Consider the following 20,817-nt stretch of genomic DNA (forward strand, 5'->3'; position numbering starts at 1 on the left):
CCTAGTGCCTCGTTGAAGTTGTGGTGTCCGCCGTGCCGTTCGCGGCTGCGCGCTTGCGGCGGTGGTCGCGGGCTGCGATCGCCGTGCCGCCGATGAGAAGTGTCAGTACTGTGCCGGTGGTCATGACGTAGACCGAGATGCGCTGCGTGCGTTCCGTCTTGCTCTCGCCGACGGTGAGGGACATCGGCGTGACGTGCCCGCTCTGCTTCGGCTTGTCGGGGACCGGTGCGTCCTGCGGCTCGTCGTCGCCCGACAGGGCTGCGACCGGGTCGACCACGCCCCAGCCGAGTTGCGTATCGGGGCCGGAGCCGGGCCTGTTGGCCGTCTGCTTGAGGCGGGCGGCGATCTGCTGGGCTTTCCAGTCCGGGTACTTCTCGCGCATCAGCGCCGCCACACCGGCGACGTACGGAGCCGAGAACGACGTGCCGTCGGCGCTGCACTGACCGCCCTTGGGGACGGTGGAGACCATGCCGACGCCCGGTGCCGCGACGTCGACGAAGCGGCCGGACTGGGAGAAGTACGCCCGCTCGTTGTTGCGGTCGGACGCCCCGACGGCCAGCACCCCGTCGTAGGCGGCCGGATAGGTGTTCTCCAGCTTGCCGTTCGCACCGTCGTTGCCGGCGGCCGCAACGACCAGGATGCCCTTGGAGACCGCGGTGCCGATGGCCGCCTCGAGCCCGGCGTTGGGCTTTTTGGCGACTGTGTCGGAGGAGATGTTGATCACGTCGACGTCCTGGGCGACCGCGTAGCGGATGGCCTTGGACATGGTCTCGGAGTTGCCCTGCTTCTCCGGGTCCTCGCTGCCCGTGTACCGAAGCGGCAGTATCTTCGCGTTCGGCGCGATGCCGGAGAAGCCGGTGTCGGACGCCGACCAGCCGGGGACATCCGACGCCCTCTGCGCGGCGATGATGCCGGCGACCCGTGTGCCGTGGCCGTTGGTGTCCTTCGTGCCGTCTGACTTGCCGACGAAGTCCTTGCCGCCGTCGGCGAGGGCCGGGCGGATCTGGGGGTTGCCCTTGTCGACGCCCGTGTCGATGACGGCGACCTCGACGCCCTTGCCCGTGGCTTCGCTCCACAGCTCGTCCAGCAGGACGCGCTGGAGGGACCACGGCGTGCTCTTGATGTTCTCGCCGCCGAACTTGCATTCGGTGCTGCTGTCCAGGCCCGGATCTCCGCCTGCCCCATCCTGCGTCCCCGCCGCGGACGGTCCGTCTGTCCGCGAGGGAGCGGCCGGGGCCGCGGCGGCCGACGTCGCCGAACCGACGGCGCCGAGACTCAGCGCCGCGAGCACGACGAACGCCCGCTGGGCACAGCGGGTCTTGCGGGACCGTCGATATACGGCCCCCGTGTTCAGGGCTTCGCCATTGGATCCAGTGAGTGCCTTGGACATCGTGATTCTCCCCCGGGGACGCCGGTCCGCGCCGACGTGCTCACCCCGGCCCGGTCGAGCGCCCTGACGCAACGGCAGGAGCGGGCCGGCCAATTGAGAGGCCGGGCCCACTCCTCGTACGGGCGCTGCCGGTTGCTCAGTTGCCCCAGACGTTCGCGTTGCTCTTCTCGGTGGACTGGTAGTTGTCCGCCGAGTTCTGAAGCGCCGTCGAGATCTTGAGCAGGACCTGGTGCAGGTGGTCCGCGGTCTGGTCCCACTGGCGCTGCTTCGCCTGGTAGCCCTCCTGGGCCGAGCCTTCCCACGTGTTGGCCACGCGCTTGACCATGGCCTCAAGGTCGTCGAGCTGGCTCTTGATGCGGCCGGCCGTGGACCTGACGTCCTGCGACGCCTGCGACACCGTCTGGAAGTTAACGAGAATTCCGGACACTTACGACTCCTCCTTCAGCGATTCTTCGGTAGTAGAGAGCTGTGAACTCGTAGGACGACGAACGTCGTCTGATCGGCCAAGTGGCTCTGAATCAGCCGAAGTCCGACATGATCTTGCTGACCTCGGAGTTCTGCTGCTCTTCCGTCGCCGAGTAGTTCTGGCGGGTGGAGTCGACCGCTTCCTTGATGTCGTTGAGGATGTTGTTCATCTTGCGGGCATCCTCGTTCCACTGCTGCTGAAGCCGGTGGTAAGCGCTGGCCGCCTGGCCCTGCCAGCCGCCGGCGATCTGGCTGATCACACCGTCGAGGCGCTTGACCTCACCCTGGACGGAGCTGTTGACCTCGCTGATCTTCGACGACAGAGCCCGGAGCTCGTCCTCTGTTACCCGAAACTGTCCTGCCATGGCGCACCTTCCCCCATGCTTATTCTGTGAACGTCTCAGCAGCCCGAGTCGGGCTGGTGGGTCACCCTATGCCACGTACAGAACGGGCCGTCAGCTGACACCGTGAGAACACTACCTTGCCCCACCGACACAGCCGTTCGCATGCCATTACCGTCACGTGGTCAACACACCGCCGCGACCATTCCGTGATCGCGCCGCGGCCGGTGCTTCACACACCGGACTCACTCTGCCCCCGCTGCACCCCCTGCGAAACCCCCCGGCCCCCGTGGAAAGCCGTAACTCCCGCCCAGAAGGCGGGAGTTACGTTCTACCCGGAAATCCACGCGGGGATGCACGCGACGATGCGCGCGACGCCGTGAGCCGTCACGGAACCTGCGCCCGCGAGGTCACAGACCCTGTTCCTGCGAGGCGCTCTTGGAGTCGAGCGTCGGGCCCTTCGGCAGCAGCGACGACCAAGTCTGCGGCACATGCGCGATCTTGGACTTCTCGTAGCCGAGCCGCGCCTGCGCGCCCTTCTCGTTCTCGCCGCCCGTCTGCTGCCCGCCACCGCCGTTCTGAAGGGCGTAGCGCAGGCCCGAGTCGGTCAGCAGGAAGCGCGCGCCACCGCCGCCCCTGCCGCTGACCTCCTGGTAGAGCAGCCCGGACCCGGAGCTGACGTACGCGTTCGCCGAGCCGTCGACGATGTTGGCCGGATAGTCGGGGCCGGCCCAGGCGGCCAGGCGGGGCTTTCCGTTCTGCGACTTCCCCGTGTACACGCTGCACGAGACGGTGCGGGAGGTGGAATCGATGCCCTCGGCGGGGCGGTTGACGTGCGTCAGCACGTTCTCGGGCCAGCCGCGGCCGCCGGGGTTCATCTCGTCCGACGCGCCCGCGCCCGCCACCTCGACGTTGCTGACAGACACGAGCTTCTCGTTCTGCTCGACCATGTAGAGCCGTGCGACGAGGGGAGTGACCCGCTGCACGCCGTTCTTCAGCACGACGTAGAAGTAAGTCGCGCCGCCGGAGCTGGACTTGAGCACCTTCCCGACGGAACGGGCCTCCGCGGGAAGCGAGTCGACGCCGGAGAACTGCGGGTCGGTGCCCTGCGGGGCGTCCAGCTTCGGGAAGACGATGTCGGTCCCGGAGTTGAGGGTCTTCAGCCACTGGCTGGAGACCTTCTGGGGCTCCCCCGGGTCGCGGAGGACCTGCTTGGTCAGCACGTCGCGCTCGGCGAGCTTGGCGTCGCTCTTGCCGTCGGGCCCGTCCAGCAGAAGCTTCGTCCCGGTCCCGTCGACCACGTACCGGTCGCCGCTCTCGCTGTCCTCGACGTAGAGCCCCTGGCCGTCGCCCAGCCGGTACTTGTTCTTCAAAGTGTCCTTGTCGCGCCCGCCGAGCACGAACACGCCCTGCTGCGGCTCTCCCCGGCCGTCGCCCGGCGGCTTCTCGCACACCGCCCACTCCTTGGGCGACTCAGCGTCGGCCGTGGTGGGCAGCCGGTCGGGGGCGTACGGGATGCCGATGGTGGCGCCACGGGCGAGCGGGCTCTCGTCGATGTCCTTGCCCGAGACCTCTATGACCTCGCCCTTGCCCTTGTCGAGGACGAGCTTGGCCGACGCGAAGTTGAGCACCGGGTGGAGCTGGCGGATCTTCTTGCCGCTCTTCGTCTTGTCGCTGAGGACGACGTACCGCGTCGTGGAATCCGAGTCGACGATGATGTGCTCGCCGGGCTTGTCCCAACCGGGCGGCGCACTGGGGGCGATGGCGCCCCACGCCACGAAGCCGGCGACAAGTACCAGTCCCATAACGGCACTCGGCATTATCGCCCGTACGGGACGCGGAGCCTCCTCGTCGGACACTCTCGATTCCGGCTGCAGAAAGGCAGCAAGCGTGCGCTTCCGCGCGAAGGTGTGGGCGCTGAGCTCGTCCCGCCGCGTCGCCATCGGTCCCCGTCTCTCCCGTTCCCGTGCTGGTGAATTACCCGGTGCTGGTGGTGTCTTGGAGGTGCGCGGTGTCCGGGTCGTGTGCCCCCGCGCCGCCGTTCGGGCTCCGCGCCGGGCCCAAGTCCGCCTCCCCCGGCTGCACTACTATGCCGCCCCACGGTGCGTACGCAAACGCCCGGGTGGTGGCGGACGTCGCGGTATCCGCACAATGCCCTCACTCGCCCTGCTGTCAGCCGCCTGCGGGGCCGCGTCCGTGATGAGTATCCTGACGTCCGGCCGGCGCGCGTCGACGTGCGGGCCGGTCCGGCTCCGGTGCGGCACCGGGGCCCGCGATCCGAGAGCACGGCAGGGGGCGACCGCAGACACGGCAGCGGCGAATCGCCGAGGCGGCGAATTCACCGTATGCGAAACCATCGAAACCACTGAATCCACCGATGGCATAAGGCATTACGCGGAAATGCGCCCGCACAACCGGAACCAGGTTCCGGCGAACCGCACCGCATGAAGGAAGCGGCGGCCGAGGTCACAGGCCGGCAGCCGTGCAGATGACATCTCGAAGGGGAAACACGGGGGATGACGAGCGCCACCCGCAGCCGGTCACGCGACCGGCGCGTCCCGCCTCAGCGGAACGACGAGCGACAGGCACCGCCCGCCTCGCAGGCACCCACCAACGCGACGCTCCGGCTGAGCAGCAAGCCCGGCAGCTTCGGCCCGGTGCGGCTTCAGCAACTGGTGCTGATCGAGATCGCCGCGGGGCTTCTGCTGATCGCCTGGATCACCCAGAAGTGGCTGCTGCTGCCCGCGGCCGTGGTGGCCGGGGTGCTGACGCTGTTCGCCCTCTTCCGCCGCCGCAAGCACCCGCTCTCGGAGTGGTACGAACTGAGGCGCTCGCTGAGGCGCCGCAGGCGCGCGGCCAAGTACCCGGTTCCGGCGGGCACGGATCCCAGCCTCATGCCGGTCGTCGAGTGCGACGCGGCCGTGCAGACGTCCACCTATGTGACGCGTGAGGACCGCGCGGTCGGCATGGTCGGCGACGGCACGTTCCTCACGGCGCTGATCGCCGTCGAGGGCAAGGACGCTCCGCTCCGCCCGGGGCGCACGGGCCGCGTCGAGCGTCCCGTACCGCTCGACGTGCTCTACGACGCGCTCACGACGGACGACATCCGGCTGGAGTCGATCCAGATCGTGCAGCACACGCAGCCCGCGCCGGCGCCGCATCTGCCCGAACAGGCCGTGGTGGCACGGTCGTACGGGATGCTCCAGGAGGCCTCGGGGATTCCCTCGCTCCGTATGACGTGGGTCGCGCTGAAGCTCACGCCCGAGCTGACGCCCGAGGCGATCGAGGCGCGCGGAGGCGGGCTCGGAGGCGCACAGCGTTCGCTGGTGCGCGCCGCGGACCAGCTCGCGAGCCGGCTGGAGGGCGCGGGATTCAGCGCGACGGTGCTCAACGAGACCGAGGTCGTCCAGGCTCTCGCCACCTCCACGTGTCTCAACCCCCGGGCCAGCAACGCCGCTTCGCAGGACGGCCGCCCGGCCCAGCGGCGCACCGAGGAGTCGGTGCGCGGCTGGCGCTGCGACGACCGCTGGCACGCGACGTACTGGATGAGCCGCTGGCCGCAGGTCGGCCCGAGCGCCGTGAGCTCGGCGCATCTGGCGTCGATCCTCACCTCGCTGCGGGTGTTCACCTCGGTCTTCAGCCTGACGCTCGGCCGGGGCGACGGGCGCTCGGCGTCCATCTCGGGCCACGTGCGCATCGTCACCCGCAGCGAGAACGACCTGTCCACCGCGCGGCGTGAATTGCAGCGCACGGCGAGCCGGGCGAAGACGGGGCTCATCCCGCTGGACCGGGAGCAAGTGCCCGGTGTGCTCGCCACTCTGCCCCTCGGAGGCACCAGCTGATGTCCACTCCGATGATGCCCAGACAGACCGGCATGCCCGGTGCGGGCCTCGGCCGTCAGCAGCAGCCGCAGGGCGGCCTGGGCCAGGACGGCGAACCGCCGCAGCCGCGCCACGTGGCGACGGCGACCGACACGGGGGTCATCCCCGTCTTCGGCCACACCGACGAGGCGGGGCAGGAGACGCCCCGTCCGCGCCGTCCCGGATTCGGTCTGCGCGGCCCGCGCCATCTGCGGCACAAGGTCGCCGTCGAGCAACTCTCCGCGATAGGCGTCCCGTTGGGCGACGACGGCGTCGTCATCGGTACGGACTCGCAGCGGCAGCCCGCCGTCCTCGGGCTCGTACGCCGTACGGCGTACGACGTACTGCTGATCGGCGGCCTGTGGACGGCACAGGTGCTGGCCCTGCGGGCGGCGGGCACGGGCGCGCGCGTCGCCGTCGAGACGGGCCGTACCCATGTGTGGACGCCGCTGGTGCGGGCGGCCGGCGCGGAGCAGCAGTGCATGACGCTGCACGACGTCGGCCATGTGCCCTCGCTCGGCCCGTCCGTCGGCAGCCCCGTCGTCATCATCCGCGACTGCGGCATGAAGCCGCCCCGCGGGCGGGTGACGTCGGCGCCGTGGCAGTCCGTGGTGACGCTGCTTCCCTACCTCAGCCCCGCGGCGCCGCGTCTGCTTCAGACGTCGTCGCTGGTGGGCATCCAGCGTGTGTCGCCGGACGAGGCCGCGCATCTGTCGCGGACGATGCGGCTGCCCCGCGAGGAGACCGAGGCCCTCTCGACGCTGGGCGACGGCGTGACCCTGTGGTGCACGCGCAAGGACAGGTACTACTCGCTCACTCAACCGACCGACGCGGAGACGGGGTTGCTCGGCAATCCGCGGCGCCTCGACTGACAGCGCGGCGTTCCGGCCGTGTCCGGCGGGGTGCTGGGGGCGGTCCGTCCGACGGGTCCGCTCCCGTGACCCGTCGGACGCCGGGCGGCCGAAGGCGCCGCACACGTGCCGGACGCCGAGCGCACTCCTGCTAACGCACCCCCTGACAATGGTCACGGTCACGCGTCATGCGTCCGTCCCGGCCTCGGCAGACCAGCCGGGGAAACAGGCCCCGGTACGGGACGGACAGCAGCCGTGAATCGGCGGAAAGTTGACCGCCGGACGGAGCGCTCCGAGACTGGACCGAGACCTTCGACTGATTGGGTCGGGTCGTAGTCGAACAGAGTGGCCCCCGGGCACCGAGCACCGACGGGGCCACAGTGCCGTGCCCGGAGCGGTCGTGACTAGGCTGGGCCACTGCGCAACAAACGGGGTGTGCGACCACACAGCAGGAGGCATTGTGAGCAGCGATCGGGACGAGATCCGCTGGGGCAGGACGGGGCCCGATACCGATCGATTCGATGCGGACTCATCGCCCGAGAACGACACGGAGTCGACGGGGCAGTTCACCATCGACTACACGCCCCCTGCCTGGTACACGCAGGACGCGGACAGCGCCGCCGCGCCCAACACCCCCGGTGTGGGGGACAATCCGAGCGGTCCGACGACGCCGCCCCCTGCCCCGGCCCCCTTCCCCGGTACGAGCCCGCCTCAGCCGCTCCCGGGTGCGCAGCAGGGAGAGCCCGCCGGTTACGGTCCCGCGGCTCCGGAGCCGCAGCAGACCACCCCGCCGCCCGGCCCGCCGAACCCGTCGTTCCCCGGGTCGGGCTCGCAGGACAACGCCTTCGTGCCGCCCGCCTCGGCGGACGCCACCCATGTGATCGCGCCACCGGCCCGGCCGGATCCGCGGGACCAGCAGCCGGATCAGCCGGACCCGCAACCGCGTACCGGTGAATTCGGCGACCTCGGTGAATTCGGGGAGCGCCGCAGCGACTTCGGGGGGCCTTCCGGCCGCGACGACGCAGCGGACGACACCGGGCCGGCGGCTTCCGAGACGCCCGCCGCCTCTCCTCCGTCGTTCCCCTCCTTCCCTTCCGTTCCGCAGCCCGCGGCGGAGGAGCCGGGCAGTGCGTCGGACAGCGGGGACGCGGAGACGCCGCGTCCGGGCCCGGACGACACCTCCGGCGCGGGCGCCGGCTCGCACGGCGAGGAGACCTCTTCGACGGACGAGGCGACTTCGACGGACGACGCCGCCGCTGCTACGGACGGGGCAGTTCGGCCGGAGTCCGATGCGCCGGACGGACCGGAGGCGGACGGCGGCGACGGCGAAGCCGCGCAGGAGCCCCGTCCCTCCGCCGACAGCACGGCGGACGACCGCGAGGCCGCTGCCGACGCCTCCACGGCTGATGCCTCCGCAGCGGAGGAGGATTCCGGGGCCGGTACGCCCTCGGCCGAGGAGCCCGCGTCCACGGCCGACGACGGTGGCACCGGCAGCAGCGGCCCCATGCCGCAGGCCGAGGAGAGCCCCGCGCCGAGTGCACAAACGGCCCAGTTCCCTCAGCAGGGCTCGCCCTGGGCACCGTCGGGGGGCGGCGGCGCACAGTCCCAGTCCGGCGAACTCCCGCCTCTCCCACCGGACTTCCAGCCCGCCTCATCGGAGGCCGGCGCGTCTCCCGTCGCGGGCAACCCGCCCGTCTCCGCGTCCCCCGCGGCGCCGAGCACCGCCGACTCGGGTACACCCGCGGCCGGTACGCCGGGGCAGTTCCCGCAGCAAGGGGGCTACGGCTACCCGCAGCAGGGACAGCAGCAGCCTCAGCAGGCCCAGCCGCAGCCCGGCCAGCAGCAACAGCCCCCGCAGGGGTACGGATACCCGCAGCAGGGACAGCCGGCGCAGGCCCAGCCACCGCAACAGGCACAGCCCGCACCCAACGCCCAACCACCACAGCCCGGTTACGGCTACCCCCAACAAGGACAGCCACAACCCCCGCAAGCACAGCCACCGCAACAGCAGCAGCAGCAGGCATACGGCTACCCACAGCAGGCACAGCAGCCCGCCCAGCAAGGTCAGCCCGGCCAGCCCGGTCAACCGCCCCAGCAGGGTTACGGATATCCGCAGCCTGGCCAGCCCCCGCAGGGGTACGGATACCCGCAGCAGGGACAACCGGCGCAGGCCCAGCCGCCCCAGCAGGCACAGCCCGCACCCAACGCCCAAGCACCACAGCCCGGTTACGGCTACCCCCAACAAGGACAGCCACAACCCCCGCAGCCACAGCCGCCGCAAGCACAACCACCGCAAGGACAACCGCCGCAACAGCAGCAGGCATACGGCTACCCACAGCAGGCACAGCAGCCCAACCAGCAAGGTCAGCCCGGCCAGCCCGGTCAACCGCCCCAGCAGGGTTACGGATATCCGCAGCCCGGCCAGCAGCAGCCCGGCCCCGCAGGTCCTGCCACGCACGGCCCGCAGCCCCCCGCCGGAGACCCCGGTGCGATGGCCGCCGGGCAGGCACCGCCCGCGGAGGACCCGCGCCGCCAGGGCCAGGCAGGCAATCCGCTCGGCTACACGGCCGCCGTCGAGCTCTCGTCGGACCGGCTGGTCAACAACCGGAAGAAGCCGCGCTCCCAGAACCCTGCTCTCGGCGGCAAGTTCCGCTTCGGTGGCAAGAAGGAGGAGGCGGAGCGGGAGCGCAAGCTGAACCTGATCCGTACTCCGGTGCTCTCCTGCTACCGCATCGCCGTCATCAGCCTCAAGGGCGGCGTGGGCAAGACCACGACCACGACCGCGCTCGGCTCGACTCTGGCGACGGAGCGGCAGGACAAGGTCATCGCGATCGACGCGAACCCCGACGCGGGCACGCTCGGCCGCCGCGTGCGGCGCGAGACGGGCGCGACCATCCGCGACCTGGTGACGGCGATCCCGTATCTCAACAGCTACATGGACATCCGGCGCTTCACGTCGCAGACCGCGTCCGGCCTCGAGATCCTCGCGAACGACGTGGACCCGGCCGTCTCGACCACCTTCAACGACGACGACTACCGCCGCGTCATCGACATCCTCGGCAAGCAGTACCCGATCATCCTCACCGACTCGGGTACGGGGCTGCTCTACTCGGCCATGCGCGGAGTGCTCGACCTCGCCGACCAGTTGGTCATCATCTCCACGCCGTCCGTGGACGGTGCCAGCAGCGCGAGCACGACGCTCGACTGGCTCTCCGCACACGGCTACGGGGATCTGGTGCAGCGGAGCATCACCGTGATCTCGGGTGTCCGCGAGACCGGCAAGATGATCAAGGTCGAGGACATCGTGGCGCACTTCCAGACGCGCTGCCGCGGCGTGGTGACCATCCCGTTCGACGAACACCTCTCCGCGGGCGCCGAGTTGGAGCTGGACATGATGCGCCCGAAGACGCGTGAGGCGTACTTCAACCTCTCGGCGCTCATCGCCGAGGACTTCGCGCGTCAGCAGCAGGAGCAGGGTCTGTGGTCGGGGAACGGCAACAACCCGCCCCAGCAGATGGCTCCGCCGCTGCCCGGGCAGCAGGGCCAGCCGCCGCAGCAGGCGTACGGACAGCAGCCCTTCCCGCATCAGCAGCCGCCGCAAGCGGGGCAGCAGCCCTATCCGCAGCAGGGAGGCGGCTGGCCGCAGCAGCCTCCGGGGCAGGTACCGCCCCAGCGGTAGCTGGGAGGCACGGCGGAACGATCAACGCAAGACGATCGAAGGGCTGGTACGGGTCACCCGTACCGGCCCTCGTCGTATGACTCCGCGCTCCTTCAGCTGGCAGTCGGAGCCCGGTAGGCGCGACGCCCGACGTCTGACACCGGGCGCCTGACGTCCAACACCTGGCACCTGACGCCTAACAGCTGACGGCCGACAGCTGACAGCTGACAGCTGACACCAACTGTCAGCCGGTCCCCGTCGATTCGGCCTCAGCCTCAGCCTCGGCCTCCGCCTCCACCTCGGCCCCTGCCACCAGCGCACGGCTCCGTTCCACGTCGTCGGCCATACGCTCCATCAGGGCGTCGAGCGTGTCGAACTTCTCCTGTCCGCGGATGTACTGCAAGAAGTCGACCGAGACGTGCTTGCCGTACAGATCGAGGTCCACGCGGTCGATCGCATACGCCTCGACGGTCCGCTCCGTCCCGTCGAACTGCGGGTTCGTGCCCACGGAGATCGCCGCGGGCATCCGCTCGCCGTCGGCGTTGAGCCATCCCGCGTAGACCCCGTCGGCAGGCACCGCCGTGTGCGGAACCGTCTCGACGTTGGCCGTGGGATAGCCGAGTTGCCGGCCGCGCTGCGCGCCTCGTACGACCACTCCCTCGACCCGGTGCGGCCGTCCCAGCACCTCCGCGGCCCCGTCGACGTCGCCCTCGGAGACCAGACGCCGCACCAGCGTCGAGGAGAAGGGCTCTCCGCCGCCTGCCGCGCCGCGCTCGTAGAGGTCCACGACGACGACTTCGTAGTCGTACGTCGCGCCCAGCTCCGCGAGGAAGGCGACGTCGCCCGCGGCCCTGTGCCCGAAGCGGAAGTTCGGCCCCTCCACCACGGCGCACGCGTGCAACTTGTCGACCAGCACCTTCGCCACGAAGTCCGCCGGCGTCAGCTTGGAGAACTCGGCGGTGAAGGGCAGCACCAGCACCGCGTCCACGCCGAACTCCGCCATGATCTCGGCGCGGCGGGGGTGCGGCGCGAGCAGCGGGGGGTGGCTTCCGGGGCGTACGACCTCGCTCGGATGGGGATCGAAGGTGACGACGACGGCGGGCACTCCCAGCTCACGGGCGCGTGCCACCGTCCTGTTGATGATCAGCTGGTGCCCGCGGTGCACCCCGTCGTACGAGCCGATGGTGACGACGCTGCGCCCCCAGCCCTCCGGGATGTCCTCCAAGCCACGCCAGCGCTGCACGTCCCTGCTCCTCGCCGATGCCGATGGTTGGTTCCGCCGGTCCAAGGGTGCCATGCGGCTCAGTGGCCGCCGCAGGGGACCCGCGTCCGGGCCGGGCCAGCGGGACGGACGCGCTCGCCGCGCCCGCGGGCGGGATCGGGCCCGGCGGGCCGGGCGGCCCGCGGCTCCGAAGGCTCAGGGACCGCCGCACCTGCCTCCACCAGACGGCCTGTTTCGTGCTTTTCGCGTGCTTCGCCCGCTCCGTCCGGCCTGCTTCGCGCCACCGTCGCCAGTGCCGCCTCCAGCACCGCCGGATCGCGCTCCCCGAGGAGCAGTACGTCCAGCAGCTCCTCGCCCTGCCCGCGCCGGGGGTGCGCCGGGGACATGGGCTCCCCGGCCTCGCGGAGTGCGCGCGCGAGGCTCGCCCTCAAGGGCGTGTGCGGCGTGCTCAGCACCGCGTCCGTGAGCAGCTGGAGCCCCGGGCACCCCTCGGGACGGTGCGCGAGCCGCCGGCGTACGAACGCGGCCAGCGCGTCACCGGCGGTCTCCGGATACGTCGCGGCGTAGTCGCGCACGACCTCCGCCGTCGGCACGGCCAGGCTGTCATCGCGCACGTCCGCGAGCGTCTCGGCGAGACGCCGCGCACCGTCGCCGGACTGCTCGCACAGCGCCGCGCGGAAAGCGGCGAGCGCGGGTGCCGGACGGCCGCCGAGCTCCTCGACGAGAACGGCGGCCAGCTGCGCCGATCCCGTGGCGCCGAGGAGCCGGAGCGCGTCGGCGAGATGCCGGTCACGCTCGGGGGACGACTCCGCTCCAGCGCCCCACGCAGCGGCAGCCGGCGGCTGCCGGTGGAGCCGCAGCAGCATCGCCAGCGCCGCGGGACCGTACACGGACGAGCCGCCCGAACCGGCCAGCAGGGCATGCGCGGCACTCTCCAAGTGCCGCACGTCCGAAGCCCGCCGGTCCGAAACTCGCCGGTCCGAAGCCCGCCGGTCCGCGGCCGGACTGCCGCGATCCCGGCGGCCGGCGTCCCGAGCCGCGTACCGCACCATCCGCGGCCCGTACTCCGCGGCGGCGATCCGCCGCAGCGTCCGCTCGTCGTGCGCCCAGCGCTCGACGGCGCGGCACATCACGGACGGCTCCTCCAGGGCGAGTTCGCCGAGGAGTTCGTCGGCTCGCGGGTGGCAGGCGTCGGTCAGCAGGTCCAGCGTCATGTCGGGGATGCGCCGTCGGTGCGCGTACAGCAGGGCCTGCGCGACGGAGGCGACCGTGGGCCTCGGCACGTCGCCGGAGCCGCCGGGGCCGGTGCCCGCGAAGAGCTCGCTCGCGGGGTCCTTTTCCGGTCCTGACAGCGGCCGCCGGTCGGTGAACCACCCGCACAGCAGCGGCTGTACGGTCTCCGGCTCCGCGGTCAGCAGCTCGCCCACTACGTCGAGGTACCGCTCCTCGCCGCGGTTCCCGGCGGCACCGTGCGGCGCGTCGGCCGGAAGCAGCAGGCGCAGCAGCCCCGTCCGCTGTGCGGTGGGGAGGGCGAGCCGCCGCCAGAACGGCGGCCCGAACTCGCCCGCGCAGCCGGGTCGTTGGGCCGCGAAGTGCTCCGCCAGCCCTCGCAGCAGCCCGTAGTAGGGGCGGGCGTCGTCGACGCGCAGCAGCGTCTCCCGCAGCAGACGGCGGGCCCACCACACGCGCTCGTCCTTCCCGCCCGCTACGACGGCGTCGGCCAGCGGACGCAGCCGCCTCTCCAGCGCCTCCGCGCCCGCGAGCCGTGCGCACGTCACCAGCGCGTGCACGACGGGGCCGATCCGGTGCCGCGGCATCCGGGCGGCGGACGCGGCCGGGCCGCCCGGATGCCCGCCGTGTACGAGCGCCGCCAGGGCCGCGTCGACGTCCAGATGCCGGCCCTGCAACCAGTCGCCGAACTCCTCGTCGGCGAACCGGTATTGCTCTCCCGGATCGTGCTCTCCCGAATCGTGATCCACCGGGTCACGGCCCTCTGAAAACGGATCCCCCCGGTGCCGGTCCGCCGCCTCCAGGACGCCGTCCCGCAGCACCGCGTCCGCCCAGCCGCCCGCGCGCGGGAACACCTCCTCGAAACCGGCCCGGCTCAGGGCGCCCCGGCCCGGTCCCAGACAGCGCCTGGCCGCCTCGTGCAGTGCTCCGGCCGCATGGGCCGCCAGCCGCCGCACGTCACCGGCGCGTGCCATGGGTCCGCCCAGCATGCGCGCGATCCGCAGAGCGACGAGGTCGAGGTACGCGGAGAAGATCTCGTCCCGGGTCAGGGGCGCGGGACGCGAACCGGCGCCCCGGCCCGCGTACTCCGCGGAGCCGCCCTGCGCCGTACGGATCTCCGCCAGCATGCGCATCGCCAGCGGATGCCCGGCGTCGGCCTCAGCGAGATCGCCCGCGCCGAGCCCGTACGACTCCCGGGCGTCGGCGGCCTGCTCGGCGGGCAGATCTCCGAGCGGTACGCACGGGGGCAGGCCGCATGAACCGAGTTCGCTCGAACCGGCCCGTACGCGCTCCCCGTACAGCAGCTCGGAGGGGAACAACTCCCCCAGTTCCTCCCACTGTTCGGGCCCGCACGCCAGCACCATCCGGGCGCCGGAGGCACGCAGCCAGCTCGCCGTGCAGGCCGTCCACCGCCGCAGGTCACGCGACAGTGGTACGGGCATCTCCTCAGGCGCGTCCAGCACCACCAGAAGCGGGCGACGCGCTTCCCGCGCCAGGCGGGCGACGACATCGGCGCGGGACGCGGCGGCGCCGTCCGCGGCCCGGGCGGTCCGGTGTCTCCCCCTGGCTTCTCCCCCTCGCTTCGCGGGGAGGGACCCCCGGGGAGGTACCCCCAGCGGACCGGAGTCCAACGCCCGCCCCAGCGCCTCCCGTACGCCGCTGTCGCCCTCCCGCAGCTGCGCGCCCCGTAGCCACACGGTCGGCGCGGGTTCGGCGCCCGCCGCGCGCCGGGACGCGAGTGCGGCCAGTTGCGTCGTACGGCCCGTGCCCGGTCGCCCCACCAGGGCCGCGACGGACGCACCGCTCACGCAGAACTCGTCCAGGGCACCGGCGACTTCGGGACGGTCCACACAGCGGCCGCCGGAGCCCGCGGCAGGGAGGCAAGCGGACAGGGAGGCGGCCCGCTGCACGGCGGGATGCACCGTCGCCGCCGTCAGCCGCAGCGCGCCCGCCAGATTGAGGTCGGGGCCGAATCCGGGAACGGTCGCGTTGTTGCGCGCGAGCACCGCCCCCAACGGGCCCTCCGCGTCCCACAGTCCGGCCGTACGGAGCGGAACGGCGAACCCGGTGCCGCGCCCGGCGCCCGGCGCGTGCAGCGCCGTGCCCAGCACCGCCAGCACCGCGCCGCTCTCCCCGTCGAGGACGGGCGAGCCCGACGCCTGCCTGTCCAGCCGGAGCCGGTCCGCCGGGGGTACCTCCCTGGGGGCCTCCCTGGGGGTCCCTCCCCGCGACGCGAGGGGGAGAAGCCACGGGGAGGCCTCGGGAAGCGTCAGCCGGAGCGCGCCCTCGACGGCGTGGAAGCGGTCCGTCGAGGTGTACGTGACATCGGCGGCGGTCCCTGCCAACTCGCCCTCCGCCCAGCCCGCTTCGGCACCGTCACCGCGGCTGTCCCCCTCTCCCGCGCCCATGAAGAGCCGCACGGGGGTGGCCCCTTCGGCTGCCCGCTCCGTCCCGATGAGGAGCGGCGCGACGCCGAGCCCTTCCGTACGGACCAGGGCGAGATCCCACTCGGGCAGGGACGTGACCGCGTCGGACTCGGCGAGGTGGCTGCGCCCGCCGGGTGCGTGCACGACGACGCGGGCGAGCCCGTCCACCGCCTCATGACTGGTGATCACGGTGCCCGTGCCGTCCGCGACGAAGCCGGTGCCGCGCGGCCGTCCCGCCAGATCGCAGATCCGCACCAGCGTCTGCTCCGCGAGCATCGCTCCCATGACGCACCCGTCCACCTCGGCCGATCGAACTCCCCGACCGTAGGCGGACGTTGATCAGCGGCGACAGGGCCTGCCGCGAAAGCGCCCCCGGTCGCGCCCTCGACTCGCCCCGAGCGCCCGGCCGTTGGAGTGAATGCCGCGGCGAGCAGGAATGCGATGGCCCTGTGGCGGCACGGCACCACCCCCATCCCGGCCCCGCCGCTACGCGGTGACCACCTCGCACCGGCCGTCCGCCGCGAACTCGGCCACCCGCTCGGGCTCCGCCCCCGCATCCGTGACGAGCGTCCACGGACCGATGTGGCGAGCGTGGTACGGGAAGGGGCTGTCGCCCAGCTTGGAGGCGTCCGCCAGCACGAAGACCTCACGGCTCCGCTCGGCCATCAGCTCCTTCGAGTGCGCCTGTTCGAGGCTGGGGCAGCAGAGGCCGTCGCGCGCGTGCAGCCCGTCCGCCCCGAGGAAGGCCACGTCAGGCGTGAGCCGCCGCAGCGTCTCCTCCCCCTCCGGGCCGAGGATCGCACCGTTCGGACGGCGCACCCGGCCGCCGAGGACGACCAGTTCGACTCCCTGCGCCTGGGCGAGATGGCGCAGAGCGATGGTGGAGTTGGTGACGACCGTGAGCCCGCTGCGCGAGCGCAGCGCCCTGGCCAGTCTCCCGGTCGTGGTGCCCGCGTCGATGAGGATCACGTCGCCGTCGCCGACCCGCTCGGCCGCCGCCCGCGCGATGGCCTCCTTCTGGGCGCTGTTCCCGGACTCCTTCTCGTCCAGGGTGCGTTCGGCTGAGTGGCCGCCCGCGACGGCGCCTCCGTAGGTGCGGTGGATATGCCCGTCCCCGGCGAGCTGTTGCAGGTCCCGGCGGACGGTGGAGACGGAGATCCCGAAGCGGGCCGCGAGTTCGGCTATGTCGCCGTTGCCCGCGAGCACCTCCCGGAGGATGCCGTCGCGGCGCCGCGCCGTGCCACGGCGCGGCGCGCGGACGCGGGCGGTCGTCAACGCCCCTCCTCCGCACGGACCTTGGCCCTGCCGCTCAGCGCATCCGGCGCCCCCGTCGGCGCGGGCACCGACGCCGCTGCCGCCGCCTCCCTCGTCGCCTCCGCGGAGGGACGCAGCCCCGTGAGCACCAGCACCACGGCCACGGCGAGGAATCCCGCGAGGACTCCGAAGCCGGTGACGCTCGTTCCGGTGCTGTCCGTCAGCCAGCCCACCAGATACGGGCCGACATAGCCGCCGAGGTTGCCGAGGGCGTTGATGAGCCCCATGGCGACGGCCACGACCTCCATCCGCAGCACCCCGCCGGGGATCGCCCAGAACGGTCCGTACGGTGCGTACAGCGCGCCCGCCGTCACGCACAGCAGCAGCATCCCGGGGACGCCTCCCTGCACGATCTGCCCGAGCAGCAGCGCCGCCATCGCGACGACGAGGGGTGCGGCGACGGCCAGCCGCCGCTTGCCGGTCCGGTCCGACCAGGCGGCGTTGGCGACCATCGCGATCAGCGCCACCGTGAACGGGATCGCGCTGAGCAGCCCCACCTGCGTCGAAGAGCCGTCGTGCGTAAGGGTCTTGACGACGGACGGCAGCCACAGCGTGAAGCCGTAGAAGCCCGTGATCCAGAAGAAGTAGACGGCGATCAGTACGAGCACCGACCGCTGCCTGATGGCGTCGAGGTAGGAACCCGAGCCCGTGGTGGGCTTGGCGGCCTCGTCGGCCGCGAGCGCGCCCTCGACGTACTCGGCTTCGCCACGCGAGATCCAGCGCGCCTGCGAAGGGTGGTCGGCCACGGCGAACCACCACACCACGGCCCAGATCAGCGGCGGGAAGCCCTGCATCACCAGCACCCAGCGCCAGTCGGTGTGGTCCAGCATCAGCCCGGAGAGCGGCGCCATGATGATGGACGAGATCGGCAGGCAGGCCATCCACAGCGCGTTGGCCCGCGCACGCTCGCGCAGCGGGAACCAGGAGGCCAGCAGGATCAGCACGGCCGGCCACACACCGCCCTCGAAGAGGCCGAGGACGAACCGCGCGACGTAGAACTGCTCCTTGGTCTGCACGATTCCGCAGGCCATGGCGGCGACGCCCCACGCGACCATGAGGATCATCACGGTCTTACGGGCGCTCCAGCGCTGCGCGAGGATCGCGCCGGGGATCTGGAGGAAGACGTATCCCAGGAAGAAGATCCCGGTGACCATGCCCTCGTCGGCGGCGGACAGGCTCAGATCGCCGTGCATGTAGGGCAGGATCACGGAGACGTTGCTCCGGTCCAGGAACGCCAGCATGTACATCACCACGGCGACGGGGATGACGTACGTCCAGCGCTTCGCGGGTATCGGCGTTCCGGTCCCTGTTCCTGCTCCGGCTCCGTTTCCGGACCCGGGTCCCTGTCCTGGCCCAGATCCTGATCCTGGTCCTGGTCCGGCCGGGGGTGTGGCGGATGTCATGTGCGGCTCCAACTACGCGTGCTCGGTGAGGAATTCACGGACCGGCGGTCAGGAGCCGCCGCCGTACGCGGCCCTGATGCGCTCGGCCGAGCTGCTGAAGTCGACCCCGGCGCGGAACGCGGCGGCCATGGTGCCCGGCGAGGCCTTGCCGGTGCCGGCGATGTCGAAGGCCGTGCCGTGATCCACCGACGTACGCAGGATCGGCAGGCCGACGGTCACCGAGACCGTGCCGTCGAAGTCGACTGTCTTGGCAGGGATATGGCCCTGGTCGTGGAAGTGGGAGAGCACGCCGTCGAAGCGGCCCTGAAGGCCCTGGTGGAAGACGGAGTCCGCCGGGATCGGGCCGACGACGTCGAGGCCCTCGGACGCCGTCCTCTCGACCGCGGGACGCAGCGCGGTGATCTCCTCGTCCCCGAAGTGGCCGTTCTCCCCGCCGTGCGGGTTGATCGCGGCGACGCCGAGCCGCGGCTCGTCGTGCCCGAAGACGCGCAGGGCGGTGACGGCGTGGCGGATGCTGGCGATCACCCGCGCCTCGTCGATCTGGTCGAGTGCCTTGCGCAGCGATACGTGGCGCGTAGTGAAGAAGATCTTCAGTCCGCGGACCACGAACATCGTGTCGAAGTGCGCGGCGCCGGTCAGTTCGCCCAGCATCTCGGTGTGGCCGAGGTGCTGGGCGCCGGCGGCCCAGACCGCTTCCTTGTTGATGGGCGCGGTGACGATGCCGTCGACCTCACGTGCCATCGCGGCGCGGGTGGCCGCCTCGATCGCGGCCACGGCGGAGCGGCCCGCGACGGGGCTGACCTCGCCCCACGCGAGGTCGCCGCCCGCGATGCCCAGGTCGAGGATGTCGATCGTGCCCGGCGCGAAGCGCGCCTCCGCGACCGAACCGACCGCGTTCACCTCGACGTCCAGACCGCACACCGCGACGGCACGGCGCAGCACGGCGGCGTCGCCGACGGCGATGCCGTGCCCGAGCTCCGCGGTCCGCGGGTCGGCGAGGGTACGGGCGGTGATCTCCGGCCCGATGCCGGCTGGGTCGCCGAGGGTGACGGCGAGGACGGGAAGCCCGCTGCTGGTCATGGCGAAACCTCTTCTGCTCGGGGGTGATTGGGACCCGTTGTGGACGTGGAGTCGTACGGGGAGCCGCCGGCGCGGGAGCTGCCCGCGCTGCCGGGAGGGCCCGTGCCGTCCCGTGAACCGGGGGTCTCCCGGGCGACGGGAACAGCGCGCGTACGCATGGCACGCAATCGCTCCAGGCAGGCCACGGCGGCGTCGGGGCCCCCGATGAGGCCGCCCTTGGTGGCGAACGGCAGGCCGCCGTGCGGGCCGCCGGCCAGATGGCCCGCGACCGCCAGCGGCAGCACCTCCGCCTCGATCACGAACCCCTCGGCGCCGAGCGCACCGGTGACCGCGGCCGCCACGTCGCCCCCCGAGGTGTACAACCCCGCGGGGCCGAGAGCCTCCACGGCCTGTACGGCGATGTCCGCGAGGCAGCGCAGGATGCGTTCCGCCGCGCCGGGATCGCGTACGGCCCGTGGAGCGACGCGTACGCCGAGCACGGTCGCTCCCGACCGGGCGGCGCTCTGCAACTCCCGTACGACACGGGCGGGTTCGGGCGCCGGATCGCCCGGATCGATGGCGATGTAGTGCGCGCCGAGCGCCTTCTCCGTGCGGGCGAGCTGCTCGTCGGTGGCCTCGGTGACGCTGCCGACGATCGCGAGGATGCGGGGCGCAGCACCTGCCGGGCGGATGCCGAGCTCCGCCGCGAGCGCCGCCCCGAACGGCCCGGAGTCCAGTGAGATCCAGCGCGTGCCGTCCTCCGCGGTGAGCCGGGCGGCCGCGGCGGCGACGGTACGCAGATGGTCGTTCTCGGTGGCGTCGCAGATCAGGACGTCGGCCGGGCGCCGCAGGGCCTCCAGCACGCTCCCCGCGCCCGACTCGACGACGTCGAGCGGGACTTCGGCGGTGCTCAGCGAGCTCTGCTCGCCGATGACGGAGGCGATCCTGGAGTGCCGCACCGAGGTGAAGAGGTCGTGGGCGACGGGCGTACGGGTCAGGGGCACGCCGTCGACGAGGTGGATGCCTCCGACCGTCGTGCGCCCGGCGTCGGGGAAGGCCGGAACGGCCAGTACCCGTACGGGAGTCGAGTCGCGCGTCGAGGCACCCCCCTGGACCACCGCGTCGACCACCGCGTCGAGTTCGCGCCCGGGATTGCCGCGCAGCGTGGTGTCCACGCGCTTGACGACGAGGGCGTCGCCCGCGGCCGCGACGGCAGCGGCATGCACTGCCTCGTAGCTCTCCTCCGACGTGAAGCGGCGGGACCCAGTGTCCACCACGAGGACGTCGACTGCGTCTGCGTACCGCGGCACCTGGGCCGGGTCGCTCACGGTGACGGCGTGCAGCCCCAGACGGGCGAAGAGTGCGCCGGTGGCGTTGCCACCGGTGAGGTCGTCGGCGACCACGAGAATCTGCGCCATCACACCCCATCACGACCGGTTCCGGCGAACCGCTCGACGCCGAGCGACCTGACTGATCCGCGCACCACTTATTGCGCGTTTCACTCAATTAAGCGTCGTGGCCGCGGACTTCACCTGTCAAGGGAGGTGCTGTGAGGAGTGTTCGCGCGAATCGAGCAACTTCGGCGGGTGGCTGTGAAC

Annotated in this window: 13 protein-coding genes; 3 read left to right on the forward strand and 10 right to left on the reverse strand. The window is 71.9% G+C overall.

The window, feature by feature from the left end; translation table 11 throughout:
• Position 1 precedes the first annotated feature (1 nt).
• The 4 genes from mycP to eccB all read right to left on the reverse strand — a co-directional run bounded on the left by mycP (position 2) and on the right by eccB (position 4,139).
• Entirely contained in the window at positions 2 to 1,390 is a 1,389-nt protein-coding gene (gene mycP, locus QQM67_RS25620; RefSeq protein ID WP_314176909.1) for a type VII secretion-associated serine protease mycosin, read from the reverse strand.
• Between the two features lie 136 nt (positions 1,391 to 1,526).
• Positions 1,527 to 1,817 (reverse strand): WXG100 family type VII secretion target, encoded by a 291-nt coding sequence (locus QQM67_RS25625; RefSeq protein ID WP_169140454.1) that lies wholly within the window; start codon positions 1,815 to 1,817, stop codon positions 1,527 to 1,529.
• A 91-nt stretch (positions 1,818 to 1,908) separates the two neighbouring features.
• Entirely contained in the window at positions 1,909 to 2,220 is a 312-nt protein-coding gene (locus QQM67_RS25630; protein ID WP_070018068.1) for a WXG100 family type VII secretion target, read from the reverse strand.
• A 386-nt stretch (positions 2,221 to 2,606) separates the two neighbouring features.
• Positions 2,607 to 4,139 (reverse strand): type VII secretion protein EccB, encoded by a 1,533-nt coding sequence (gene eccB, locus QQM67_RS25635; RefSeq protein ID WP_314176911.1) that lies wholly within the window; start codon positions 4,137 to 4,139, stop codon positions 2,607 to 2,609.
• Between the two features lie 573 nt (positions 4,140 to 4,712).
• On the opposite strand from eccB, the gene eccE reads away from it, so the two are divergent.
• From eccE to QQM67_RS25650, 3 genes are all read left to right on the forward strand, one after another.
• The gene (gene eccE, locus QQM67_RS25640) at positions 4,713 to 6,038 is read left to right on the forward strand and encodes a type VII secretion protein EccE (RefSeq protein WP_314176912.1); all 1,326 of its coding nucleotides are present in this window, start codon (positions 4,713 to 4,715) and stop codon (positions 6,036 to 6,038) included.
• Positions 6,039 to 6,052: 14 nt separating this feature from the next.
• Positions 6,053 to 6,928, forward strand: coding sequence for a hypothetical protein (locus QQM67_RS25645; RefSeq protein WP_314176913.1), 876 nt, complete (start codon positions 6,053 to 6,055; stop codon positions 6,926 to 6,928).
• 439 nt (positions 6,929 to 7,367) lie between these two features.
• Complete coding sequence (locus QQM67_RS25650; RefSeq protein WP_314176914.1) at positions 7,368 to 10,586, forward strand: SCO5717 family growth-regulating ATPase; 3,219 nt, start codon at positions 7,368 to 7,370, stop codon at positions 10,584 to 10,586.
• 223 nt (positions 10,587 to 10,809) lie between these two features.
• Here QQM67_RS25650 and QQM67_RS25655 read toward each other — a convergent pair whose 3' ends face one another.
• The 6 genes from QQM67_RS25655 to QQM67_RS25680 all read right to left on the reverse strand — a co-directional run bounded on the left by QQM67_RS25655 (position 10,810) and on the right by QQM67_RS25680 (position 20,637).
• Positions 10,810 to 11,808, reverse strand: a complete 999-nt coding sequence (locus QQM67_RS25655) for a bifunctional riboflavin kinase/FAD synthetase (RefSeq protein ID WP_314176915.1) — start codon at positions 11,806 to 11,808, stop codon at positions 10,810 to 10,812.
• 59 nt (positions 11,809 to 11,867) lie between these two features.
• The gene (locus tag QQM67_RS25660; RefSeq protein ID WP_314176918.1) at positions 11,868 to 15,728 is read right to left on the reverse strand and encodes a trypsin-like peptidase domain-containing protein; all 3,861 of its coding nucleotides are present in this window, start codon (positions 15,726 to 15,728) and stop codon (positions 11,868 to 11,870) included.
• 201 nt (positions 15,729 to 15,929) lie between these two features.
• A complete protein-coding gene (locus tag QQM67_RS25665) occupies positions 15,930 to 16,718 on the reverse strand; it encodes a DeoR/GlpR family DNA-binding transcription regulator (RefSeq protein WP_314176920.1) in 789 nt (262 codons plus the stop codon).
• Positions 16,715 to 18,004, reverse strand: coding sequence for an MFS transporter (locus QQM67_RS25670; RefSeq protein ID WP_314177461.1), 1,290 nt, complete (start codon positions 18,002 to 18,004; stop codon positions 16,715 to 16,717). The genes QQM67_RS25665 and QQM67_RS25670 overlap by 4 nt, the downstream gene beginning before the upstream one ends.
• Positions 18,005 to 18,208: 204 nt before the next feature.
• Complete coding sequence (pdxA, locus tag QQM67_RS25675; protein ID WP_314176922.1) at positions 18,209 to 19,240, reverse strand: 4-hydroxythreonine-4-phosphate dehydrogenase PdxA; 1,032 nt, start codon at positions 19,238 to 19,240, stop codon at positions 18,209 to 18,211.
• A complete protein-coding gene (locus QQM67_RS25680) occupies positions 19,237 to 20,637 on the reverse strand; it encodes a four-carbon acid sugar kinase family protein (protein WP_314176924.1) in 1,401 nt (466 codons plus the stop codon). Before QQM67_RS25680 ends, pdxA begins: the two co-directional genes overlap by 4 nt.
• Positions 20,638 to 20,817 lie beyond the last annotated feature (180 nt).

This window comes from Streptomyces winkii, from assembly GCF_032248595.1.
In the GTDB taxonomy this organism is placed as follows: domain Bacteria; phylum Actinomycetota; class Actinomycetes; order Streptomycetales; family Streptomycetaceae; genus Streptomyces; species Streptomyces winkii.

Coding starts and splice junctions, on each gene's coding strand:
- mycP (WP_314176909.1), bottom strand. CDS start 1,390: ATGTCCAAGGCACTCACTGGATCCAATGGCGAAGCCCTGAACACGGGG.
- QQM67_RS25670 (WP_314177461.1), bottom strand. CDS start 18,004: ATGTACATGCTGGCGTTCCTGGACCGGAGCAACGTCTCCGTGATCCTG.
- eccB (WP_314176911.1), bottom strand. CDS start 4,139: ATGGCGACGCGGCGGGACGAGCTCAGCGCCCACACCTTCGCGCGGAAG.
- pdxA (WP_314176922.1), bottom strand. CDS start 19,240: ATGACCAGCAGCGGGCTTCCCGTCCTCGCCGTCACCCTCGGCGACCCA.
- QQM67_RS25645 (WP_314176913.1), top strand. CDS start 6,053: ATGCCCAGACAGACCGGCATGCCCGGTGCGGGCCTCGGCCGTCAGCAG.
- eccE (WP_314176912.1), top strand. CDS start 4,713: ATGACGAGCGCCACCCGCAGCCGGTCACGCGACCGGCGCGTCCCGCCT.
- QQM67_RS25680 (WP_314176924.1), bottom strand. CDS start 20,637: ATGGCGCAGATTCTCGTGGTCGCCGACGACCTCACCGGTGGCAACGCC.
- QQM67_RS25660 (WP_314176918.1), bottom strand. CDS start 15,728: ATGGGAGCGATGCTCGCGGAGCAGACGCTGGTGCGGATCTGCGATCTG.
- QQM67_RS25630 (WP_070018068.1), bottom strand. CDS start 2,220: ATGGCAGGACAGTTTCGGGTAACAGAGGACGAGCTCCGGGCTCTGTCG.